Raw genomic sequence first — 21,222 nt, 5'->3', positions numbered from 1 at the left:
TCGCCAACGGTTAAGAAGCCGTATCATAATTTGTAATTCATTCTGGATTTGTCACCTTGAGCCTGTCGAAATGCCTTTTCAGACATTTAAAACAGGGTCTTCGACAACTTGTCCCGATCTTTATGATACATCCTCCTTTAAACTGCGGTTATTGAACAGCTACATCCATGAGTTTCAGCCATCCTGTAGGGGTTAGATCGCCATTTACAGCAAGTTTTATCCCTGGTTGATTTTCTTTTGTGGTATCAACAATGGCTACCGCCCATGTATAACTTCCGGCAGGAACCCCTACTGTTGCCTTCAATTCATATCTGGCAGGGTTGTTTTTCAGCCAGGTTGAAGGCTCAGCATTGGCATCAAGAAAAACTTTCTTCACGTTATTACTGCCATCAAGGAGTGCAAAAGCCACTTTGTATTTGAAATTCCACTGCGGAATATTGTTTGGAAAGTAGCCCCAGCCCATATTTCTCCAACGGTGTGTAATGGTAGTTTCGCTCCCGCTGTTTATCTTTTCGGGCAGATATACCTGATCCGGGTACAAGCGATATCCACCTTCAGAGATGAAACGCTGAGTGAGGTTGAAAGCCTTTGAGAACCAGGATTCGATATCGCCAATTCGGAAATCCATCATGTTCACGCAGGCTTCGGCTGATGAATCAAACTCGCCCTGGCGTACGTCTTCCGGATGCCCCTCCCTGTATTTACCACTCGGATCGATCCAGTAACGGTGTGTGCCGCTGGTAATCCATCCACCCTCCATAATCACCGGACGTTTAAAATTCCAGGTTTTTGCAAAATTCTTTTCCCAGGTTTGATAATAATCTGTCATTCCGAATGCATCCTGACGAAGACTATATCCCTTGTTGATCGCCATTTCCAGTAAACGGGTGCTGTTGGCATTAACCGAACCACCACTGGCCGGATCTGCAATTAAACGATGATAAGTCATAATCAAAGGTACCTTGGTAAAATACCTGGCATATAAAGTTGTAATCCAGTCCATTACTTCTGTTTTATATTTTTCGGTATTGGCCACCGTAGCAGTATTGGGATCTTCATATATCACACCGTGCCCCTCTCCCCATTTCCCAAGTCCATAACCATCAATAAACGATGTACGCTTCGGATCATTGAAATCTTCGGCCAGCGCCTGAATAAATTTGGCATAGTATTGCTGAAAAACCGGGTCTTGTGGATATGGAGATTTGCGATCTGGAAATTTACTATCTGCCAGGTAATATTTGGCACCTGCATCAATCACAAATTGCGGTGTGTTCAGGCCCTGATCCTGCCCATCGGCCACAAAACGGAAAGCAATGGGCAAACCTTTATCGTTTGCTGCTTTGATCATTTTATAAATGGTTGTGTTTGGATCTCTCCAGGCATAAACGCCGTTGGCCGGGTTAAATGTAGCCCAACTCGTACGGATGTAGCAAGCGGAGGCATAATCTATGGCTTTTACTTTTTTCCCAAGATCCGGCACATAGTACTCGGTGTCCCAATAGCTGGCTGAACCAGAACCTGAACCATACATCACCCAGCCGTTTAACGGGTTTCTGAACATGGTACTTCTGTTATAATTAGGTTTAACCAATGTACCTTCGGCTTTGGTAATTTCTTCTGGTTCGTCTTTTTTGCATGCCAACATCATGATGCACATCAGGGTCATTGCAATTTGCGATAGGATTGATTTATAATTTAATGTTTTCATCTTTTTAAAATCTTAATCTGATTGATAAATGATTCATTGATTTAATGGAGATCTATCTTTTTTCAGCGAGAATAGTCATATTACGCAGGTCGAGTATCAGCACATTGGTGCCTGAGGGGATGGTGTAGTATGAATTTCGCTGTGCACTTGTTGAGCCTCCGGATAGCGTAGCAACTGCGCCCTGTACCAACGTAAGGTCTTGAGCAGTATTAGTAGCCGAAAGTGGGGCACTAAAGGCATAGGCCAGGTTTTTATTATTATCTGTACCACCATAAACAATGAATTTAGTTTTCCCAACTCTTGCTCCCGTATAAACCAGGATTTGCGGATCGGCTAAACTTACCCGGCAGTCCATTTTTATTGGCGTACCGAAACTGTTGATCGCACCGTGCATCCATAAATCGGTAACGGTTGTGGTTTGAGCTACCGATCCATCGCCAGTCCAGTTTACCACTTTTGGGCTTAGGGCCTTCAGGGGCGAATAAATGGTGGCGGTTGCCTTTTGCATGTTTACCACTACCCGATATTGTCCGGCAGTTTCTATCTTCCATGAAAACGCCGTTTCCCTGGTTTTTATAGCCACCGCACTGCCATCTTGCAAGGCTGTACTTGCATCGGCAGAAGCGATATAGTTGGTTGCACCTTTATAGTCAACCGGAATCTGTAATTCACCAGGCTGAAGGTTCAATACGTAAGCGTACTGATTCAGGTTTTCGAGTGTTTTTGTCATTTCAATTTTGTTTATCCCAGGCACAGCACTTCCTGATAAAAAAATCTTATCCGCATCAAAAACGACTGCCTTAATTGGTGTTACTTTAATTTGTACCGTACGTACTTCCGGAGCCTCGAAAGTTCGGCCCCCTTCCCATTGGGCAACTACCCTGAACTCTAAAGTAAATACCTTATTGTTCGGGATTCCCCATTTCTGGCTGGCCCAATTCTGCAATTGTTCGGAAGTAAAGCTCCTGCTGAAAGTCTCGTCATCCTCATATTTCATAATCGCTGTAGAAGAGCCGAAATTATTCCCGACCACATCCAGCTTAGTGATATAAGATACCAAGTGATCATCCGACTGCGGCCGGGCTGGTTTCCAGTTAAATGTGATAATGTTTTTAGACAGGTTGTTCTCGTCGAGCAAAATGCTTTCTGATGAAGGCATAATGGCCAGTTGCTCCTGAACTTTCTCAATATCATTGATGCCCTTTTTGCAGGCAACCATGCCAATCATCAGTAATACCAAAGGCATTACTTTATATAGATATTTATTTCTTTTCATCCTTAAATGAATATGGAGTGTAATTAATGGTATAGGCTATTTTCAAGGTAGTTGCAGGGTCATCATTATTTACCGTAACCAGGGTTTTGCGGAAATGGTGCTTCCCGGTTGGCATCAATGATTCCCTGTGGAATGGGCCAGAGGTTATGAAAGTCCATGATTTTATCTTTGATTGCGGCATTATAAAGTTTCACCCGGTCAACCAGTTTACCTGTACGGATTAGCGTGAACCTACGGGTTTCCTCTCCCACCAGTTCACGAATACGCTCATCCAGGAGGAAATCCATCGTCATCTGACTGGCATTGATCTGGGAAGCACCGGCACGCTTACGCACCTCATTTACTGCTTCGGCAGCTTTTGATGGATTGCCTTGCCCCAGGTAGGCTTCTGCCAGTAATAAATACGTTTCCGCAAGACGGAATTTCATACGGTCTTTATAACTACCTGTTAAACTGAGGTTTTCTGCACGCCCGTAGAAAAATTTTGTGATGGCCGGAAACAAAGTTTTGGTAGAGAACCAGGTTTGTTCGGTGATGTTGGCCTTTTTCCCATATAAGGAAGTTTCTCCGGGATTGTTATAGTACCAGTTGCGTTTGATGTTATAGTTTGAATTACGAATATCTGCAGTTTCAAAAATACCGGGTACGTTTCCTGTTGCATTGGTACCAGTGGTTCCTACCCACCATTTCATTGGTGTTAACTGCGCCAATCCACGCCCACCCAGCGTGTCAGCCAACACAAATCCGGTAATGGAAGAATAGTTTGGAATCCATGCCCTGCGTGTCCAATCGTCAGAATTGGTTCCACCACCTACTGTATTAAATTCAAACTGTAATACCCAGATGCTTTCTTTATTGGCATTTTTGGTTCTGTTCTGGTTATTTTCCACAAACAAATCGCTAAATACATCGCCAGCCTTGTCTTTACTGGCTCCGAAACGGGTTTTCATCAGGCTATAATAACCGCTATTAATCACTGCAAGGGCGGCCTGCGCGGCAGGTTCATAATCCTTGTTCAGCAGGTACATTTCACTTAGCAAATGATAAGCAGCCCACTTGGTCAGCTTTCCATCTTTCACCTGATCTGGATTTGCCGGAAGATTTTCTGTTGCAAATTTCAGGTCGTCAATAATATGACCCAGCACTTCAGCTTTTGGTGTACGGGTAAAATTGAGTTTAAAATCGTATAAAATGGTTTCTACGTAGGGCACATCACCATAAAGGTATACCAGATACCGGTATGCATAGGCACGGAAGAAACGGGCATCAGCCTGAAAACGGGCTTTATCAGATGGGCTATCCCAGTTGGTATTTTTTTCAGCATAAACCAGCATAAGGTTGGCAGAGGAAATCAGGCTGTAAGCCCAGTTCCAGTATGTTCCTACAAAACGATCTGAAGAGGCAAGTGTAAGATTGGCAAATGGCAATAACGATGCATCACTATTAATCACATCGGCGATATCTGTCCCCGCCTGTAAAGCTTCGTACGGACAGGCTCCGTTGTGAATGAAAGCACCACCTTCACCATAAGTATTATATTCAGAGCGGGTTAGCGCATACAACCCGGCACTTCCGACTTCAAATCCATAGGTACTGGTGTAAGTATTGGTTGGTGCCAGTTCTGATTTCAATTCTTCTACAAGAAACTTTTTACACCCACATACGGAGAGTAGCATCATGAGTGCCAGGCTGGTTTTTATAATAATTTTCATGTTGTGTAGTTGGTTAGAAGTTTACATTTAACCCGAACATATAAGAGCGGGCTGTGGGGTAAGAGGCCATCCAGGTATTGTCATAATTGAGTACCTGCCTGATGTTGGAGAACGTATCCAGGTTGTTAACACTAACGTTCACATCAATTCCACTTACTCCAACTTTTTTAGCCAGTTGCGGTGTTACCCGGTAACCAAGTGTGATATTTTTCACCTGTACATAGTTAACTTTCTTATAGTAACCGTGCCCGAGGCTATTGGTATAACCTGGAGAAACAATGGTTGCATCAGGATTTTCAGGCGTCCAGTAATTGGCTTGATGAACATAGTTGGTGATGCCAAATGTCCAGGCGCCTATGTTGGCCATGTGATCATCACGCCATACCCCAAATACTCCGGTAAGCAGGGCAGACATGTAGAAATTTTTATAGCTGAAGCGGTTGCTAAATGAAGCCGTATATCTTGGCATTTTTGAACCGATTACTTTCCTGTCGGCAAGTTCTATTTTTCCGTTGCCATCCACATCCTCAAGTTTTGCAGCTCCGGCGCCTGCACCCAGCTGAGGGCTATAGTTTTCTCCCTTTTGCCAGATTCCGATCATATTGTAATCATAGAAAACTCTCAGGGGCTTGCCAATGAACCAGTTGTTACCGATATCATCCAGGCCATCACCTCTAAGTTCCACAATCTTATCACGATCTAATGAGAAAACGGCTGTTGAATTCCATTTGAAGTTTTCCGAATCGATGTTAAGCGAATTGAGCGTAACCTCAAAGCCCTTGTTCTGGGTTTGGCCGATATTATCCCAGATGCGGCTGTAACCGTTCATGATAGGCACCGTACGGATCATCAATAAATCTTTGGTATTGGAGAGATAGGCATCGATGGTTCCACTCAGGCGATTTTTAAACAACTGAAAATCAAGACCGACATTAGTTGTATAAGTAGTTTCCCATTTCAAATTGGGGTTTCCGATACCGTCTCCTGCCAGATAAGCGGTATTAACCGCAGTACTTCCATCTCCCCAGGTATATTTAACGCTTGAATTCAGCCGATCTAAGGTCCTGTAAGCAGTAATCGCCTGGTTACCATTGGCTCCGTAAGAAACCCTAAATTTTATCAGATCAATCCACTTTAAATTATCTTTCACAAAATTTTCTTCACCAATATTCCATGCTAAAGCTGCTGAAGGGAAAAAAGCATATTTTCTATTTACCGCGAATACGGAAGCGCCATCTGTACGGCCAGTAAACGTAGCAAGGTATTTGCCTTTATAGGCGTAATTAAGGCGGCCCATGTAAGATAACATGGCTGTTTCTGAAATACCGGAAACATTGGTAATGTTACGGCTCGCATTCCCCATGATGAAGTATCCCGTGTCATCGGTAACAAAGCCTTCCCCATTCTGGGTGGTGCTTACGCTTCTGGTCTGGTTCATACTAAATAAACCAGTAGCATCGATACGGTGGTCGCCGAAAGTACGGTCGTATTTAAGGATATTCTCCCAGGTATAATCGTTATACTGATTACTGCTAACGCTTGCCTTCCCACCCACTAATCCTGCCTGCTCCCTTCCATCGAAAGTATCGCGGCCATAATAGGTTCCTGTAAATCCGTTACGGTAGTTATACCCAAAGTTTGATCTTACTGTTAAGCCTTTCACCGGCAGTTTGATATCAGCATAACCGGTAAGGAAAAAACTGCGGTTAATCCGATCCTGATCGGCATTAACATTACGCATCGGATTTACAATCAGCGAATATTCCATTGGCTCCGGAACATAATAACCTGCGGCATCTTTATACTTTCCATATGGACTTTGTTTAATTGCGTGTTCGATATTTGGGGTAATGCCTCCATCATTTCTTTGCGCAAACTGTGTCCCAATGCCCATAGTTAACCAATTATTAAAGGTCTGATCAATATTGGCCGTAACGTTTAGTCTGGAAAGTTTCGAATTATAAACTACTCCTTCCTGACTGAGGGAGGAGGCTGCAGCCATGTATTTGGTATTTTGCGTACCACCAGAAACACTTAACTGATGGTCCATGGTGATCCCACGCTGAAAGATATAATCCTGCCAGTTGTTGGTGATTCCGTTTTTGTAATTTTCACGTTCAGTAACGCTTATGATGTTTCCGGCAATTGGATCGAGCTGTTCGCCTGTATAGCTCAGTCTCAACCGGCCGATATCCTGCTTAAACCTGATGTATTCGTTTGGTCCCATTACATCAATTCGCTGCATGGGTTCTGCAAAACCCAACTGGCCTTTATAGCCAACCTGTGCTTTACCCAGCATCCCTCTTTTGGATTGAATAAGGATTACCCCATTTGAACCACGGGAACCATAGATAGCTACCGCTGAGGCATCCTTTAAAATGGTGAGGTTTTCGATGTTATTCGGGTCAAGGTCTACAAGCGAGCCGCTGTATGGAATTCCATCTAAAATTATTAATGGATTGTTGCTGGCGGATAGTGAATTTTCGCCACGGATAAGTAATGTCTGGTCCTGACCTGGTGCGGCATTACCTGTAGTGATATTAAAACCCGCTACCTGTCCAACCAAACGATCCATCAGATTTGGTGTAGAAACCATGTTAATCTGCTCTTTTCCTACCACCGCCAGTCCACCGGTAAGGTCTTTTTTCTTGGCGGTACCATATCCCACTACGATCACCTCATCCAGTTGTTTATCTCCAGCCATTTTTACGTTGACTACACCTGTGGCGCTTACGCTCGCTTCCTGGTTACTAAAGCCTACATAAGAAAACACCAAAATGGCAGCTGGAGCAGCCTGCAAGGTATAATTTCCATCTTTATCAGTTGAAGTGCCTGTATTGCTATCTTTAACCCTAACGGAAACCCCAACAAGTACATCTCCTTTCTCATCGGTAACTTTACCGGTAACTTTTTTCAGGTCTTGCGCATAACTAACGTTTAGTAGTAACAACAGCACCAGCGTTATGATGTGGCCCTTAAGCTTGATTTGTATTTTTTTAATCATTTAGAGTTATATATGGTTAGTATTTGAATTATCTATTTCCTGAGTGCTGTAAGAAAAACTTAACAGCAGGTTAATGAAGTTCAGGGGCCTGATGGCTTGCTGTTAAACTGGAAGCCTTTCGTATGGCTGGTTTTTAAAAGAGGAAATAGGACTGCATGAAAATTGGGTTTTACCGTAAATCGTATTGGCGATTTTTCGGGTATGCTGGCAGCCCTCAGCTTAGTGTTTACCGAAACGTTAGCTAAGGTAAAATTAATGATCTGTCCTGTGCTCATCATATTTGGTTTTTATATCTGGTTAGCACAAAACTAGTTCTAAACCTTCGTGCAAAGGGTTCGTTTTTGTACGGAAATGGTTTAGTTTTGTACAATGGAGGCCAGAAAAGCATTTTTATTGTTCAATGGCACATCATACTGCTCCTGGTTAAGCCGCTGAGGAAAAATTATTCCTTCAGCAGCTCAAGTTTCATCTTCTTGTCTTTAACGATAAGGTAATAGTCGCCTGCTTCGACGAATTTCTCCCCCTTGGCATTCACAAAGCCCAGATCTCTTTTAGGATCAATCTGGAAACTGAAGACTTTTGTTTCACCCTTCCTGATGAATTGTTTCTGGAAAAATTTCAATTCTTTGACCGGACGTGAAATGCTACTCACCGGGTCGGAAATGTACCAGTGAACGATTTCCATCCCATCGCGATTTCCAGTGTTCTTCACTGCAACCTCTACCGTTAAAGTTTCACTGACTTTAATGCTTGAGGAAGAGGCTTTCAATTCGGCGTATTCGAAGGTGGTGTAACTGAGTCCATGGCCAAAATCATACAAAGGCTTACTGGGAATGTCCTGGTACTTCCCCTGGTTTGGACGGGCACTTTGACGGTGATTGTAATAAATTGGAATCTGACCACTGGAATAAGGGAAAGTCATTGCCAGCTTACCAGAGGGATTAATTTTGCCGGATAATACCGCAGCAATTGCCTTTCCTCCTGTTGTTCCCGGTTGCCACATACTGAGGATGGCATCGCACATGGGTTCTATCCTGCTTAAATCTAAAGGGCGCCCACTGGAAATCAGTAAAATAATTGGCTTACCGCTTTTTTTCAATGCTGCAAGTAACTCCTCCTGGATGGCCGGTAAAGAAATAGAAGATCTGGATGCATTTTCGCCGCTCCAGGTGGCTTTCTCTCCCAAACAGATTACGATTGCATCTGCCTCCCGGGCCTGGCGGTTTGCTTCAACAAAACCTGATTGATCCCTGCCATCAAAATCGCAACCCTGCGCCTGGCTTACCGCTATTTTATTTCCAAATTCCTGTTTTATATCATCATAAATTGTACTGGCATCTTCGGCATTTCCGTGTGCCCTCCAGGAACCCAACAAATGCCATTTGCTATTAGACATCGGACCAATCACGGCAATCTTTTTAAAGCCCGCTAAGGGTAAGGCATTTTGTTCGTTCTTAAGCAATACGATAGATTCCTCTGCCAGGCGTGCTGCTATAGCCCGGCTTTTAGGCAATAAGAAACGTTCCTTTTCTGCAATTTCAGGGGTATAAGGTTTTTCAAAAAGGCCCAAACGAAATTTGATACGCAGAACTCTTTTTACAGCATCATCGAGAATCTGCTGCCCAACCTTACCCTCTTTTACCAATGCTGCGAGATGTTTGTCATAACTTTGATTCATCATATCCATTTCTACACCGGCAGTAAAGGCTTTCCAGGCAGCTTCTTTCTTATCTTTAGCAACCCCTTGACTGCGAAGCTGTTCTATAGCCCCCCAATCGGAAACGACAAAACCATCGTGCTTCCAGCCCTCTTTTAATACTGTTCTCAGCAGGTAAGTATTTGCAGTGCCGGGCGTACCGCTGATGTCATTGAAGGAACTCATTAAAGTTGCAGCTCCGGCTTTTACAGCTGCCTCATATGGAGGAAGATAAGTATCCCAAAGCGTTTGATCAGAAATTTCGGTATACACATAATCCCGGCCAGCTTCAGATGCTCCGTAGCCCACATAATGTTTCAGGCAGGCGGCCACGTTGACCGGACTGGATAGATCCTTTCCCTGGTAGCCCTTTACAGATGCCACAGCAAATATGCCATTCGTGTAGGGATCTTCACCATATCCTTCTGCCACACGGCCCCAGCGCCCATCACGGGCAACGTCTATCATAGGAGAAAAGGTCCAGTCTACCCCCGACATTCTCGCCTCCTGAGCGGCTACAGCTGTAGCCTGTTGTACCAAATTCGGGTTCCAGGCACAGGCCTGTGCCAGCGATATCGGATAAATGGTTTTGAAACCATGGATTACATCATAACCAAAGAGGATGGGAATCCCTAAGCGGCTTTGCTCCATGGCTTTCCGCTGTACCCGGTTGCGCAGTTCCGGATTGCTGCTAAAGTAGATCAGTGAACCAATTTCAGCAGGGATATCATTTATCGGATCGGCCATGTTATTGGCATTATCGTTCCTGCCTAAAGTGTACTGATTCAACTGCATCACCTTTTCTTCTAAAGTCATCTTCTCCAGCAGGTCATTTATCCGCAGCTCTACTGGCTGGCGGGCATCCTGATATAAAAATTTTGTTTTTTTAGTTTGCGCTGATACAACATTGCTTATCAGTATCAAAGAAACCAAAAGGGTTATCTGTCTGGTCATTTGTTTATATGTTAACGAAATACGGCTTGCTTACTGAGCTTCATGTTTTTCTGCTCCAGATTTTTTAATTCGAATACAACAATCTCATTTTTTCCGGTCTTAAGCACTTCTGAAGGAATCTGAATAGATTGTTGCTTTTCCTCTTCCCAATAAGCACCAACATAGGTTCCATTCATCCATATCTCTCCCATGCCCCAGCCAGAAATGTCAAGGTAATATGCCGATGGCTGTGATATGTTAAATTCAGCTTTAAAGAAACAGGGTAAGGCCGATACCTTTTTCTGCTCAAATAGGAGTTTAGAAACCTCAAGATTTTTAATTCTTATTGGCGTAATCATCCAATCCTCAATTTCATCCTGCCCCAGGGTGATGCTTCCGAACAATCCTCTCGAATTATCTAAGATCTCTGGGCCATAGGTGATGCGGCCAATATTTTCTACAAAAATCTGGAGTTTATGCTTGCCCAGTCCAGCCTTCAAGGCAAGCTGTTTGTGTTGATCGGCAAGGGTTCCCTGTAATTTATCGTCGAGAAAGACTACTGCATAATCGCGAACATTTTCTAACCTGAGCAGAGGATTTTCCACTGATAGATTGATCTCTGCCTGGTATAAAGCATAGCCAGTTTCTACATCCAACTCATTCATGGGCAACAGGTTCGCAGATTCCTGAGGTTTTAAATATCCCTGATCTACACTGGCCTGCTTATCAAATTGGATCTCCTGTGCAAAGCCATTGCTGGAAAGAAATGCAAGAAACAGAATGATGTAAGTTATTTTTTTCATGGCTTATTCTCAAATTACTTAACCATAAACGACTGAATAAACTGCTCATCTACTGTTACTTTAGGATTAAATTGATCGCCCTTCACATAAGTATCAATGCTTTTTAGCAGCTGCCGGGTTGCCGGACGCTTATCCATATCTTTTTTAGTATCTACCGCCAATACCAGAAGCTTACCTTTCCCAATCCGGGCTTCGAAACCTATGCCCAGTTTTTCGTTCTTGTCGTTGGCATCTATTACCTGAAGGAAAGGCCGCAATGCCTGCGGTGCATCTTTCATTTCAATTACCTTGGCATTGTTTAAAATGTCCCACCATTGCCAGTCAGTATGGTTAGCGGTGATAAAATCTGCAAAAACCGGCTCTTCGTTATGGATGAGACAACCAATGGTCATTGGTGGCCAGGCGAACATGATGGGGTTCCAAAAGTGATTGTGAAAGATAGACTTGCGGCCCTGCACTTGTTCAGGGAATGGTATTAAAACAACCTTTCCTCCTGCGGCAAGTTTTTGTTTCGCCTGATCATCAAAAACTGTCGTGTAAAGCACATCAGCAGTTGTGGTCAAAAGATTTTCGTTTCGGGGATAAACCCAGATGTTCCAATTGTTTTTAATGGTATCATTAACCACTACAGAGACGGTTAACTTTTCTGCTTTTTTAATGTCTTTTAAGTCGAAGGTGAATTTGCCCATAGGAAAAACGCCATCAGTACCCAGTGTTTGGGTTTTCAAACTCCCCTGTTTGATAATTTTTCCAGATTCATCCTTAAGCAGCCATTTTATCTTTGCATTTTTTAATCCCAAAGGGCTAAAGTTATACAGTTCAGCATCTCCCTGAAAAACCTCGTCATTGAAATAAGCGCTTTTGGCATAACGCAATAATGCGACAGTTGGCCCGCAGAATTCCCGCCACTTTTCAGGACTGATCAAGCCCTTCGAATCCCAAAAAGGATCTAAAATACCCACAGAAGCATACCCCTGTCCGGGAAAGTCATTAATAGACAAAAGCTGAAATCCCGCTGATTTCGCCGAACGCAACAGCGCTTCTACTACCGATTTATACTCAACCACGGTTAAGGCACCTGATGCCTTGAAAAAGTCATTGGCCTGGTCCAGCATCCCGTTTTTTTCTAGCAAGTCACGGAAAACCTCAAAATTCCTGGCCTCCACGGGACTATTGGCATATTTTTTTATTTCCTCGAAATTTGGATAAACCGCACGCTGTCCCGATTCGTGAGAGATTACCGGAACGTCTACATCCGATTGCTGGCTCACATCCCAGTTGGTGTAAGGCAACCCTTCATAAACTTTAACAGGTCCTTTATTGGTTTGTTGAGATACGTAGAACTGATCTGATTTTACGCGTGTTCGGGCAGTGGAGCCGCAAAAAAGATGTCTGTTATCTTTCAGCCGGCCTTTAGCCGTCAATTCTTCAATAAAATCGAAATTACCGGTAATCTCATTTCCATTACAATACAGCACAAATGAGGGATGGTTTCCATACTCCTTTAATATAGCAGTCATCTCTCTCCTAAAGAAATTGTACCGGGCTTCATCTGGCTCAGCATCTTTACCCCACATGGGCATTTCTACCTGGAAATAAATACCATATTTATCGGCCATTCTAAATGCTGCATCTGGCGGACACCAGGAGTGAAAGCGTAAATGATTCAATCCATATTGTTTCATCAGCTGCATAATCCGCTCCCATTCGTCCTCTTTTACCGGTGCATAGCCTGTTCTGGGGAAAACGGCATTTTCTACGTTTCCACGCAAATGGACAGGTTTGTTATTGATCAAAACATGATTTTTCCCTTGTTTTACTTCGCGCATGCCAAATGTGGCCGTTTTTTCGTGCTCAAACCTGGCCCCTTCAACATCACTGCTTAGTTTGCAGCTGAGCGTGTAAAGGTTGGGCTGAAACTCATCCCAGAGTTTAATTTGTTTACCGAGTGAAATTTTACCTTCAAAATGAATCAGCGAGTCTTTACCGCTTACCTTCATCACCTTATCCAGGTTGTAATGCTTACCGGCAACGTTAAATTTAATACTGCCCGAAATGGGTTTACCTGTCCGGTTGGCCAGATCCATCTTCACATCAATGGATTGTTCACTAATATTTGGATAGACTTGTAAATCTTCAATGTAAACAGGATCAACTGCGATCATTTTCATTTCACCAAGGATCCCGTTCCAATTGATTTGTGTAAATTCTGTATGTGCATGGTCCCATTTATGCGTATTATACTGAAACCGGTTATCGATACAAACGGTTATGCGATGGGTTTTACCCGGTTTAAGATAGGCAGTAAGGTTATGGTTATGCGGAACACTTACATAGTCGCTTTTACTCACCTCTTTGGTATCCACATAAATGGAACTTAACCAGCTGGTACGCTCAAAATAAATAAAGATTTGCTTCCCTTTCCATGCCTGGGGAATCTCGATATCCCGCTGATACCAGGCTGGCCCGAGATACTCATATTTCCGCGTAAGCCTGTCGATATATTTATACGGCACCTTGTAACCGATTTGATAATCATCCGTTATTCCAGGTAACTGTATCTCCCCCTGCAACTCATGGTTATATCTGGGAGAAAGCGATCCCCGGCGAAAGTCCATCACATCGGTTTGAAAGCGCCATTTGCCAGTTAAATCTACCGTCTGCGTTTGAGAATTGGCAGTAAAGAAGCTTAAAAGGGTAAATGCAGTTAATAATAGTTTGTAATAGGTTTTTATAGTATTCATAGAAAGATATAGGGTATTTCAATGGAATTTGAGCTGGAATCTATCCAACATCATTTTGATGATCTGGTTACAATCTTTTCTTCAAACGGCTGAGTGCTTCCAGATAATAGTAGTCGGCATAGGTTAACGGTGCATCTACTTCCGATTTAAATGGAAATGCTCCTGTGCTGTGCTTCAAGATAAAATTTCCGTTTTCGCCCAGCTTTGCCGTGTATTCATCCGAAGCGAGCGTCCTGATTTGCTTTTCTACCACCTCCATGTATTTCCTTTTGGTGCTGGCATTTACAAAATCACTCAGTTCGATTAGTGCTGAGGCCATAATGCAGGCAGCTGAAGCATCTCTTGGCGTACCAGCTTCCTGTGGAGCATTATAATCCCAATAAGGAATAAAATTTTCAGGCATTTGGGGATGATGGATTAGAAAGCTGGCAATGTGCTTGGCCTGCTCCAAATAGCGTTTTTCCCTGGTTTCCCGATAAAGATAAGTGTAACCATACAGGCCCCAGGCCTGGCCCCGGCTCCATGCAGAATCATCAGCATAGCCCTGATGGGTTTGTTTTTTATGCGGAAGACCAGTTTGGCAATCATAAGAAATTACATGGTAGGAACTGAAATCAGGCCTAAAATGATGCTTCATGGTTTTATCGGCGTGCGAAAGTGCTATTTTTTTCAGCTGCTCGCTCCCTGATTGCTTACTGGCCCACAACAGCAACTCAAGATTCATAATATTATCGATAATGACCGGATATTGCCAAATCGTTTTATTATGATCCCATGACCTGATGAGGCCCACCTTAGGGTCATAGCGGGTAGCCAGCGATTGCGCTCCAGTCAGTAAAACCTGCTTATAAGATGCTTCTTTGGTTAAACGCAAACCATTGCCAAAACTACAATACAGCATAAAACCTACATCGTGATTATCGGTAGTGTATTTTTCCCGCTCTACCCTATCGGTATATTGTTTGGCGAAGGTTAACAGCTCTGGGTTTTTGCTATTTTCATAAAGATACCAGAGGGAGCCAGGAAAAAATCCGCTACACCACCACCGTGAATCAGATACCGTGTTTTTTCCCCCTTCGAATGACCGGGGCAATACACCTGCTTCTTGTTCATATTTCCTGGCCATTAAAAGACTTTGCTGTTCAGAAAAAGCCAGGGCCTTTGCAACTACTGTTTTCAATGGTTGTGCAGTTGCCAGGTTGCACCATAATAACCCTGATAGCAACAAGGCTAAAAAATATCTCCTCATAATTTTATTTGATGTTTTTGTAATAGTCTGCTACGATGTACCAGGCTTTTTTGCGAAATCCCTGATCAGAAACCAGTCCTTTTCTGTTCCAGCCTTCCTGATAAGTAGGGTGAAAGCGGAACGGCGACCGAAAATCGAACAATACCCAGGGTGAAATTCCATTGAGATTTGGAATATTTTTAAACATTTCCAGGTTGTCTTTATAAAGCTGGGCCTGGTAGTCTTCGCTCCATGAACTCGCTATGTCAGCATCTCCGGATTTACCGTACAATGCCTCTGCACCAAATTCTGAAATAATTAAAGGCTTATCGCTGGCAACCTCCCAAATGGCCTTGTTTGGAGCAACTGGCCAGGGATGGTACCAACCCATATATTTATTTATGGCTACCACATCTATTTCTTTAATAAAAGGATCGTCCATAACAAAGCGTTGTTTGTTCCGATCAAACCGAACCAGATCGAATGCAGCAGTAATTAAACGGGTGCTATCGATATCCTTTGTGCATTTGATCAGATATTTCAGAAATTCATTCCTGGCGGCAGAAGGTTGAGTTTCATTGGCCATACCCCAAAAAGAGAGGGCGCAGCGGTTTTTATCACGCATAACCATCTCCCTGATCATATTTCCGGCTTTCTTTTTGGTTTCCGGATTTTCAAAATCAATTCCTTGCCATATTGGAGTCTCCTCCCACAACAGAAAACCCATTCTTTCGGCTGCACGTACCGTATATTCATTTTGTGGGTAGTGCGCCAAACGAATCATATTGCATCCCAACGCCTTCGCTTCAGATAAAAGCATCATGGCATCTGCCTCAGAGAAGGCTCTACCTTTGCGCTGTGGAATCTCCTCGTGAAAACTAATGGATTTTAGAAAGATCGGCTTGTCATTGAGGTAAATCTGCGTTCCTTTTACGGCCAGGTTTCTAAAGCCAATCCTTTCTTCTACCCTATCATTCGCGGTAGATATAAACACCTGATAAAGTTTCGGAGATGCCGGTGACCAGCGCTGTATTTTTTTTACATTGGTGATTGACAGCTTGGCAATCCCCTGTTGATCGGTAACCAGTTTTTGTTTGATATTCAATTCTGGGATTTCAAGGGTTACCGGTATGTTATTCTGGTTATCAACGATTTTAACTTCCGCATTAATTTGATCACTGCGTTGTTTATCCAGCCGAATAAAGTAATCCTGAATGAATATTTTTGGGGTTGATACCAGCATCACATCACGGGTAATGCCTCCATAATTCCACCAATCGAAAGATTTCGCCGGGATCGCATCCACAGTTCGGGTATTGTTTACCTCCAGGGTTAAAAAATTGTCTGATTGCTTAACCAGATCTGTTACTTCAACCTGAAAGGGCGTAAAACCACCTTCATGCCCGGCAATTTCCTTTCCATTAAGATAAACCTTACAACGATAACTTACCGCAGCGAAGTAAATAAACGAACGCTCATTATGTTCTTTCGGGGCATCAAAATGTTTGGCATACCAAACAGTCCCTTCATAATATTTCAGTTCGGATAGCTGGCTGTTCCAGTCTGAAGGTACATTCAGTTTTAAGCCACCATCAAAAGCATATTCATAAAAATCTGTCTTTCCCGCAGGTTTTTTATTGAGATAGATTCTATTTTTCCTACCCTGATCATACTGATCTATAATGACTTCCCATTTCCCGTTAAGGGATTGTGTTTTTCTACCGTATACATTTACCAAAACTTCCTGTGCCGAAAGATTAGACAGCAAACAACACATCAGCAGTAGCAAATTAAAAATGGCTTTGGTTAGTTTCATAAAATTATTGTGTTTACTTTTTAAAGATTTTCATAGCGAAACCACCACCTTGCGCCATGTTAATGGATAATTTTCGATCGGCAGGGATAGCAATTCGTTCCTTTTTGTAGTCGGTAGCGATTTTATTGGCATTAATACCATCCTGATAAATTTCTGCGGCATAATCTCCGCTGCCAAGAAAGCTGAGGTCGAGCTCAAGTTTACGCGCTTCCCAATTGGTTAAAGCGCCCAAATACCAGGTGTTGCCCTTTTTACGGGCAGTAGTTATATATTGTCCAATCTCGCCATTAAGCACGATTGTGTTATCCCAAACCGTAGGTATAGCGCTGATAAAATCGGTACATTCCTGCTCCTTCGCATAATTATCAGGGCTATCACAAAGCATGTTTAAGGGCGATTCAAAAACCACATATTCTGCCAGCTGCCTGCAGCGCGTTCCCTGACTCATGGGTTCATCATTTATTCCCCTGTGGCTGCGCCTGGTGGCATTGCGCATGGCTCCCTGGGTATAATCAACAGGACCAGCTATCATTCTGATAAAGGGCATGGTAACATCGTAGGTAACCATATCCATTTCAGACCCGGTCCATTTCATCTGCTCAAGACCATTTACCGCCTCATAGTTGATTACATTAGGAAAAGTTCGGTTTAGCCCGGTGGGTTTATAAGTACCGTGAAAATCGACCAGCAGCTTATATTTAGCCGCCGTTTCTGCCGTCCGATAATGAAAATCAACCATATCCTGATCATCACGATCCATGAAATCGATCTTAAAGCCTTTAATCCCCAGGTGGGAATAATGCTTGCAAACCTTCTCTAAATCGCGTTCAAAGGCATAGTATCCAGCCCAGAGAATAATATCTACATTTTTGGTCTTCCCATAAGCAATCAGTTCTTTCAGGTTAATCTCTGGTACAACCTCAAATAAGCTCGCCTTGAGGTTTACCGCCCAACCCTCATCCAGAATAACGTATTCAATTTTATTTTTGGCCGCAAAGTCTATATAAGCCTTATAGGTTTCAGTATTAACACCCGAAACAAAGTCTACCTTACTCAGCCCCCAGTTATTCCACCATTCCCAGGCAACTTTCCCTGGTCTTATCCAGGAAACATCCTTTAACCGGCTGGGCTCGGCTAACTTGTAAACCATATCATTATCAGCCAGGGCTTTATCGCTCGTTGTTATTATGGAAATACGCCAGGGAAATTTAGTTCCAGCCTTGCTTTTAGCGAGGTATGGCTGGCGCGAGGTCACTATTTGTTGCAGCTGGTTATGCCCACCTTGCGTAGTAGATTTTGGATAAGTGGCAAAGTTGGCCTTCAGGATAGTACCTCCAGTAGGATTAAAAAGATACATACCTGGATAGCTTTGCAAATCAGCTTCTGCTAAACATACTTTCTTTCCCCTTTCCAATTCTACTACCAGCGGTGAAAATGCAAGTTTTCCGCTGTTCATTTTACTCAATTGGCTGTAGGCATAGGTATTTTCAAATGAATTGAAATACTGTCCTTCCAGTGTTGTTTCCTTCGTCTTCACATAAGGGATGTAGGCTTTGTAATCTTTTGGGAAACCGAAAGCGGCCAGTTCTTCATTGACGATAAAATCCTTTTCACCCGTAGATATAAAACGGTAAGCCATTCCTTCATTGTAAAGTCGGAAAATCAGTTTAAAATCTTCCTTGAATTCCAGTGTCAATTCTGAATAGTCATCACTTATGCTGTTTCTTTTGTAAAAATGAGCGGGAATATCTTGTTTAACCGTAATGGTTTTGGCTTGCTTGAAGTGAGATTTGATACCGAAATTTTTCCCGTTGCCTAGTTTCATGGCTATTGCACCAGAATTCAGTACCCTTTCCTTATCGTGCTCCAGCTGAAAACGAATACTATCAGCGATAATCACATCCACCTGCAACCTCCTGTCAGGAGAATTAACACTAACCCTCTTTTGGGCGGTTGCGGGGATGCTTAGGAACGTTAAAAGGAATAAGCGTAATATTTTTTGTTTCATTGGGTTATCTTAAAATGGTGTAGCTGTACATCACGAAATCATTTTTTGCAGGTAATTCTACCTTTATAGAACCTTTACGTCCTGTTGCCTGGATCATCGACTTTCCCTTACCGAGCAGGGGCTTTAATTGTATTTTGACATTTTCGGGCAACCAGGTTTCCAGCATGCCTATACCATCTGCAGTATTTTCCCTGAAAACAATCAAGTAACCCCTATCTTTTTGAAGGGATTGAAATCCTGTCCAGGATCTGCCAGAAGGCTCCTCACCAATTGGTAGAATAACTCCCTGATGGAAATCGTGCTGAACCTTTTTGTATTTTGCTACGAGTGTTCCCAGTTTTAGGGCTTCTTTAGGTAGCCCTGTTCCTTCAAACCAGGCCAGTGGCTGAGCAGCCATTGTACTGGCAAATAAATAATCAAAAGCATACTTGGAAGGGGCAAAAGGATCATTGCCATACTTGTCGGCATTTCTCCATTTATTTAAAAATTCAATCTGCAACTTCTCTGGTGGTACATATTTGGAGAGTTGCCATAAGTTACGTAGTGTCCAGTAGGGATAATAGTTTTGCCAGTCGGTGTAACGGTTTTCAAGAAAAATGTTGCCATATTCAGTAAAAAGATGGTACCCACCCCTACGCCCTGCAGTGGCATCGAGATTGAAAACGGCTTGGTTTTCTGTTTCGCTCAGCACCTTATTAAACATTTTGCCCAAATTAATTTCCGATTGCTTGTTGGGAATGGAGAGTCCATCAATTTTAAATGTCCTGATTCCGTACATCCGGTAAAGTTTTACCATTGCCGAAGCGTCTTTCTCCCAGTCTGCATAGTCTTGCTGAATACTGGGGTTAAACCATAAGCAAATTTCAATGCCCAGCGCTTTGCCCTTCTTTACGATTGGATCGAGTCCATTTGGGTATTTTGAAGTATCGGGTTTCCAATAATTTGGATTGTCCCAAATGTTTTTAAAAGATCCTTTGGCTAAGGCAGAATTTGGACTTTTTCCCTGCTGCCACCCATCATCAATTTGAAAATGTGTTATACCCAGCTTTGCGGCAGCTTCCAATTCTAAAAGGCTAAACCGTTCATTAACTTTAGCATCCTGGCTCCTATCCCCCCAGGTATTCATCATCACCATTTCGTCTCGCTGTGGCTCGTTTTTACGGATGGTTTTCTGATAACTGCGTAAGGCTTGCAGCTGGTCAATCTCCTGTCCGCTATAAACACCCAATACAACCGTGTAGGCTTTGCGCCAGTCATCTGTAAGAATATCCCTGGCACTTAGCCCCAATCCATTTACTGCAAAATGTCCAAATTCAGTCGTAAAATCCTGACCGCCATAGGCAAGCTGCACACTGGAACTTGGCGCTTCCTTCAAGAAAAAAAAGCCGCTCTCTTTTTCCTGATTGTGTACAAAAAGCAGGTTGCCTCTGTGCGTTCTTTTCCGATAGGGAATAAACTTATTCTCCTGCACAAGATTATTGTTCCAATCGGTTACATCAAAAAATTCAACGGCCTTACCCTGCCAATGGTACCCGTCGAGCTTTAATTGATCTAAAACTGCGGCAGAACCGTTAACCCTCATGTCCTCAGCAAATTCAATGTTTTTTTGATCAGCGGCATTGACTGATTGCGTTCCTGTCATGCCCTCCATCTTTCCTTTCAGATAGGTTTCGCAAGCGATTGAAGGACTTTGAGCGGTAATCCGATAGATTCGCTTTACATCAAGGCTGCCTATAGAAAAAGAAACGATGGTTTCCTGAGTAGCGACTTTAACTGGATCAGCCTTTCTTGAACAGAGTTGATAGTTTGCATTTCGAGCTACCTCATCTGCCTGAACAGAAAAATCAGGTTTCTTGTTCCGGTTAAACCAAACCCTCTGCCCCATTTTATCACTGAGGCTGTAAGTAACGATATTCCCCTTGTTCCAGATAAACTTACGCTCTATAAATTGATTGCCAATGGTAAGGGTATCCTTATTCAAACGGCTGTAGCATCCATCCTGCGCAAGGCAAGGCGTAACGACTGTAATCAAAGTAAGAAGCAGTAAAAAAGGTTGAATGGTTAATGTCCAATCCCGGTAAATCTTTTCAAGGATTTGCATCGATACAAACTTCAGTGGAGAATTTCCAAAAGTTCGCGGAAAGACCCGCCTATCGATCTCATAATAATTTGTAGCTGTCATATTTGGTGATTCCAAAACTAGCTACTTGTACCTAATGGAAGGGTTCAGTTTTGTACGGAAATGGTTCAGTTTTGTACAAATCAGCAATTTGTCTCGTCCTGCTATAGCT

At 43.0% G+C, this 21,222-nt stretch carries 11 protein-coding genes; all 11 read right to left on the bottom strand.

Annotated features, from left to right (window positions below; translation table 11 throughout):
* Positions 1 to 148: 148 nt before the first annotated feature.
* Positions 149 to 1,711 carry a hypothetical protein gene (locus tag U859_RS0121950; RefSeq protein ID WP_025145440.1) on the bottom strand — a complete coding sequence of 521 codons (1,563 nt, stop codon included), beginning with the start codon at positions 1,709 to 1,711 and terminating at the stop codon, positions 149 to 151.
* 52 nt (positions 1,712 to 1,763) lie between these two features.
* Positions 1,764 to 2,987, bottom strand: coding sequence for a SusE domain-containing protein (locus U859_RS0121945; RefSeq protein WP_025145439.1), 1,224 nt, complete (start codon positions 2,985 to 2,987; stop codon positions 1,764 to 1,766).
* 65 nt (positions 2,988 to 3,052) lie between these two features.
* Positions 3,053 to 4,699: a RagB/SusD family nutrient uptake outer membrane protein gene (locus tag U859_RS0121940; RefSeq protein ID WP_025145438.1), complete on the bottom strand. Its 1,647-nt coding sequence runs from the start codon at positions 4,697 to 4,699 to the stop codon at positions 3,053 to 3,055.
* Between the two features lie 13 nt (positions 4,700 to 4,712).
* Positions 4,713 to 7,703 (bottom strand): SusC/RagA family TonB-linked outer membrane protein, encoded by a 2,991-nt coding sequence (locus tag U859_RS0121935; protein ID WP_025145437.1) that lies wholly within the window; start codon positions 7,701 to 7,703, stop codon positions 4,713 to 4,715.
* A 442-nt stretch (positions 7,704 to 8,145) separates the two neighbouring features.
* Positions 8,146 to 10,353, bottom strand: a complete 2,208-nt coding sequence (locus U859_RS0121925) for a glycoside hydrolase family 3 N-terminal domain-containing protein (RefSeq protein ID WP_025145436.1) — start codon at positions 10,351 to 10,353, stop codon at positions 8,146 to 8,148.
* Positions 10,354 to 10,364: 11 nt separating this feature from the next.
* A complete protein-coding gene (locus tag U859_RS0121920; protein ID WP_025145435.1) occupies positions 10,365 to 11,135 on the bottom strand; it encodes a hypothetical protein in 771 nt (256 codons plus the stop codon).
* A gap of 14 nt (positions 11,136 to 11,149) precedes the next feature.
* On the bottom strand, positions 11,150 to 13,879 hold the full coding sequence (locus tag U859_RS0121915) for a glycoside hydrolase family 2 (protein ID WP_025145434.1): 2,730 nt from the start codon (positions 13,877 to 13,879) through the stop codon (positions 11,150 to 11,152).
* A gap of 67 nt (positions 13,880 to 13,946) precedes the next feature.
* Positions 13,947 to 15,128 carry a glycoside hydrolase family 88 protein gene (locus U859_RS0121910; RefSeq protein WP_029986035.1) on the bottom strand — a complete coding sequence of 394 codons (1,182 nt, stop codon included), beginning with the start codon at positions 15,126 to 15,128 and terminating at the stop codon, positions 13,947 to 13,949.
* Between the two features lie 4 nt (positions 15,129 to 15,132).
* The gene (locus U859_RS0121905) at positions 15,133 to 16,923 is read right to left on the bottom strand and encodes a glycoside hydrolase family 2 protein (RefSeq protein WP_025145432.1); all 1,791 of its coding nucleotides are present in this window, start codon (positions 16,921 to 16,923) and stop codon (positions 15,133 to 15,135) included.
* Positions 16,924 to 16,936: 13 nt separating this feature from the next.
* Positions 16,937 to 18,931: a glycoside hydrolase family 97 protein gene (locus U859_RS0121900; protein WP_025145431.1), complete on the bottom strand. Its 1,995-nt coding sequence runs from the start codon at positions 18,929 to 18,931 to the stop codon at positions 16,937 to 16,939.
* Between the two features lie 4 nt (positions 18,932 to 18,935).
* The gene (locus U859_RS0121895; RefSeq protein WP_240183084.1) at positions 18,936 to 21,113 is read right to left on the bottom strand and encodes an alpha-galactosidase; all 2,178 of its coding nucleotides are present in this window, start codon (positions 21,111 to 21,113) and stop codon (positions 18,936 to 18,938) included.
* Positions 21,114 to 21,222: the final 109 nt, after the last annotated feature.

Origin of the sequence: Pedobacter jeongneungensis, from assembly GCF_000633455.1 — a bacterium.
GTDB classification, from domain to species: Bacteria; Bacteroidota; Bacteroidia; order Sphingobacteriales; family Sphingobacteriaceae; genus Pedobacter; species Pedobacter jeongneungensis_A.
Note: the sequence above shows the minus strand (reverse complement) of the source record. Positions and strands in the feature narration are given on the sequence as shown.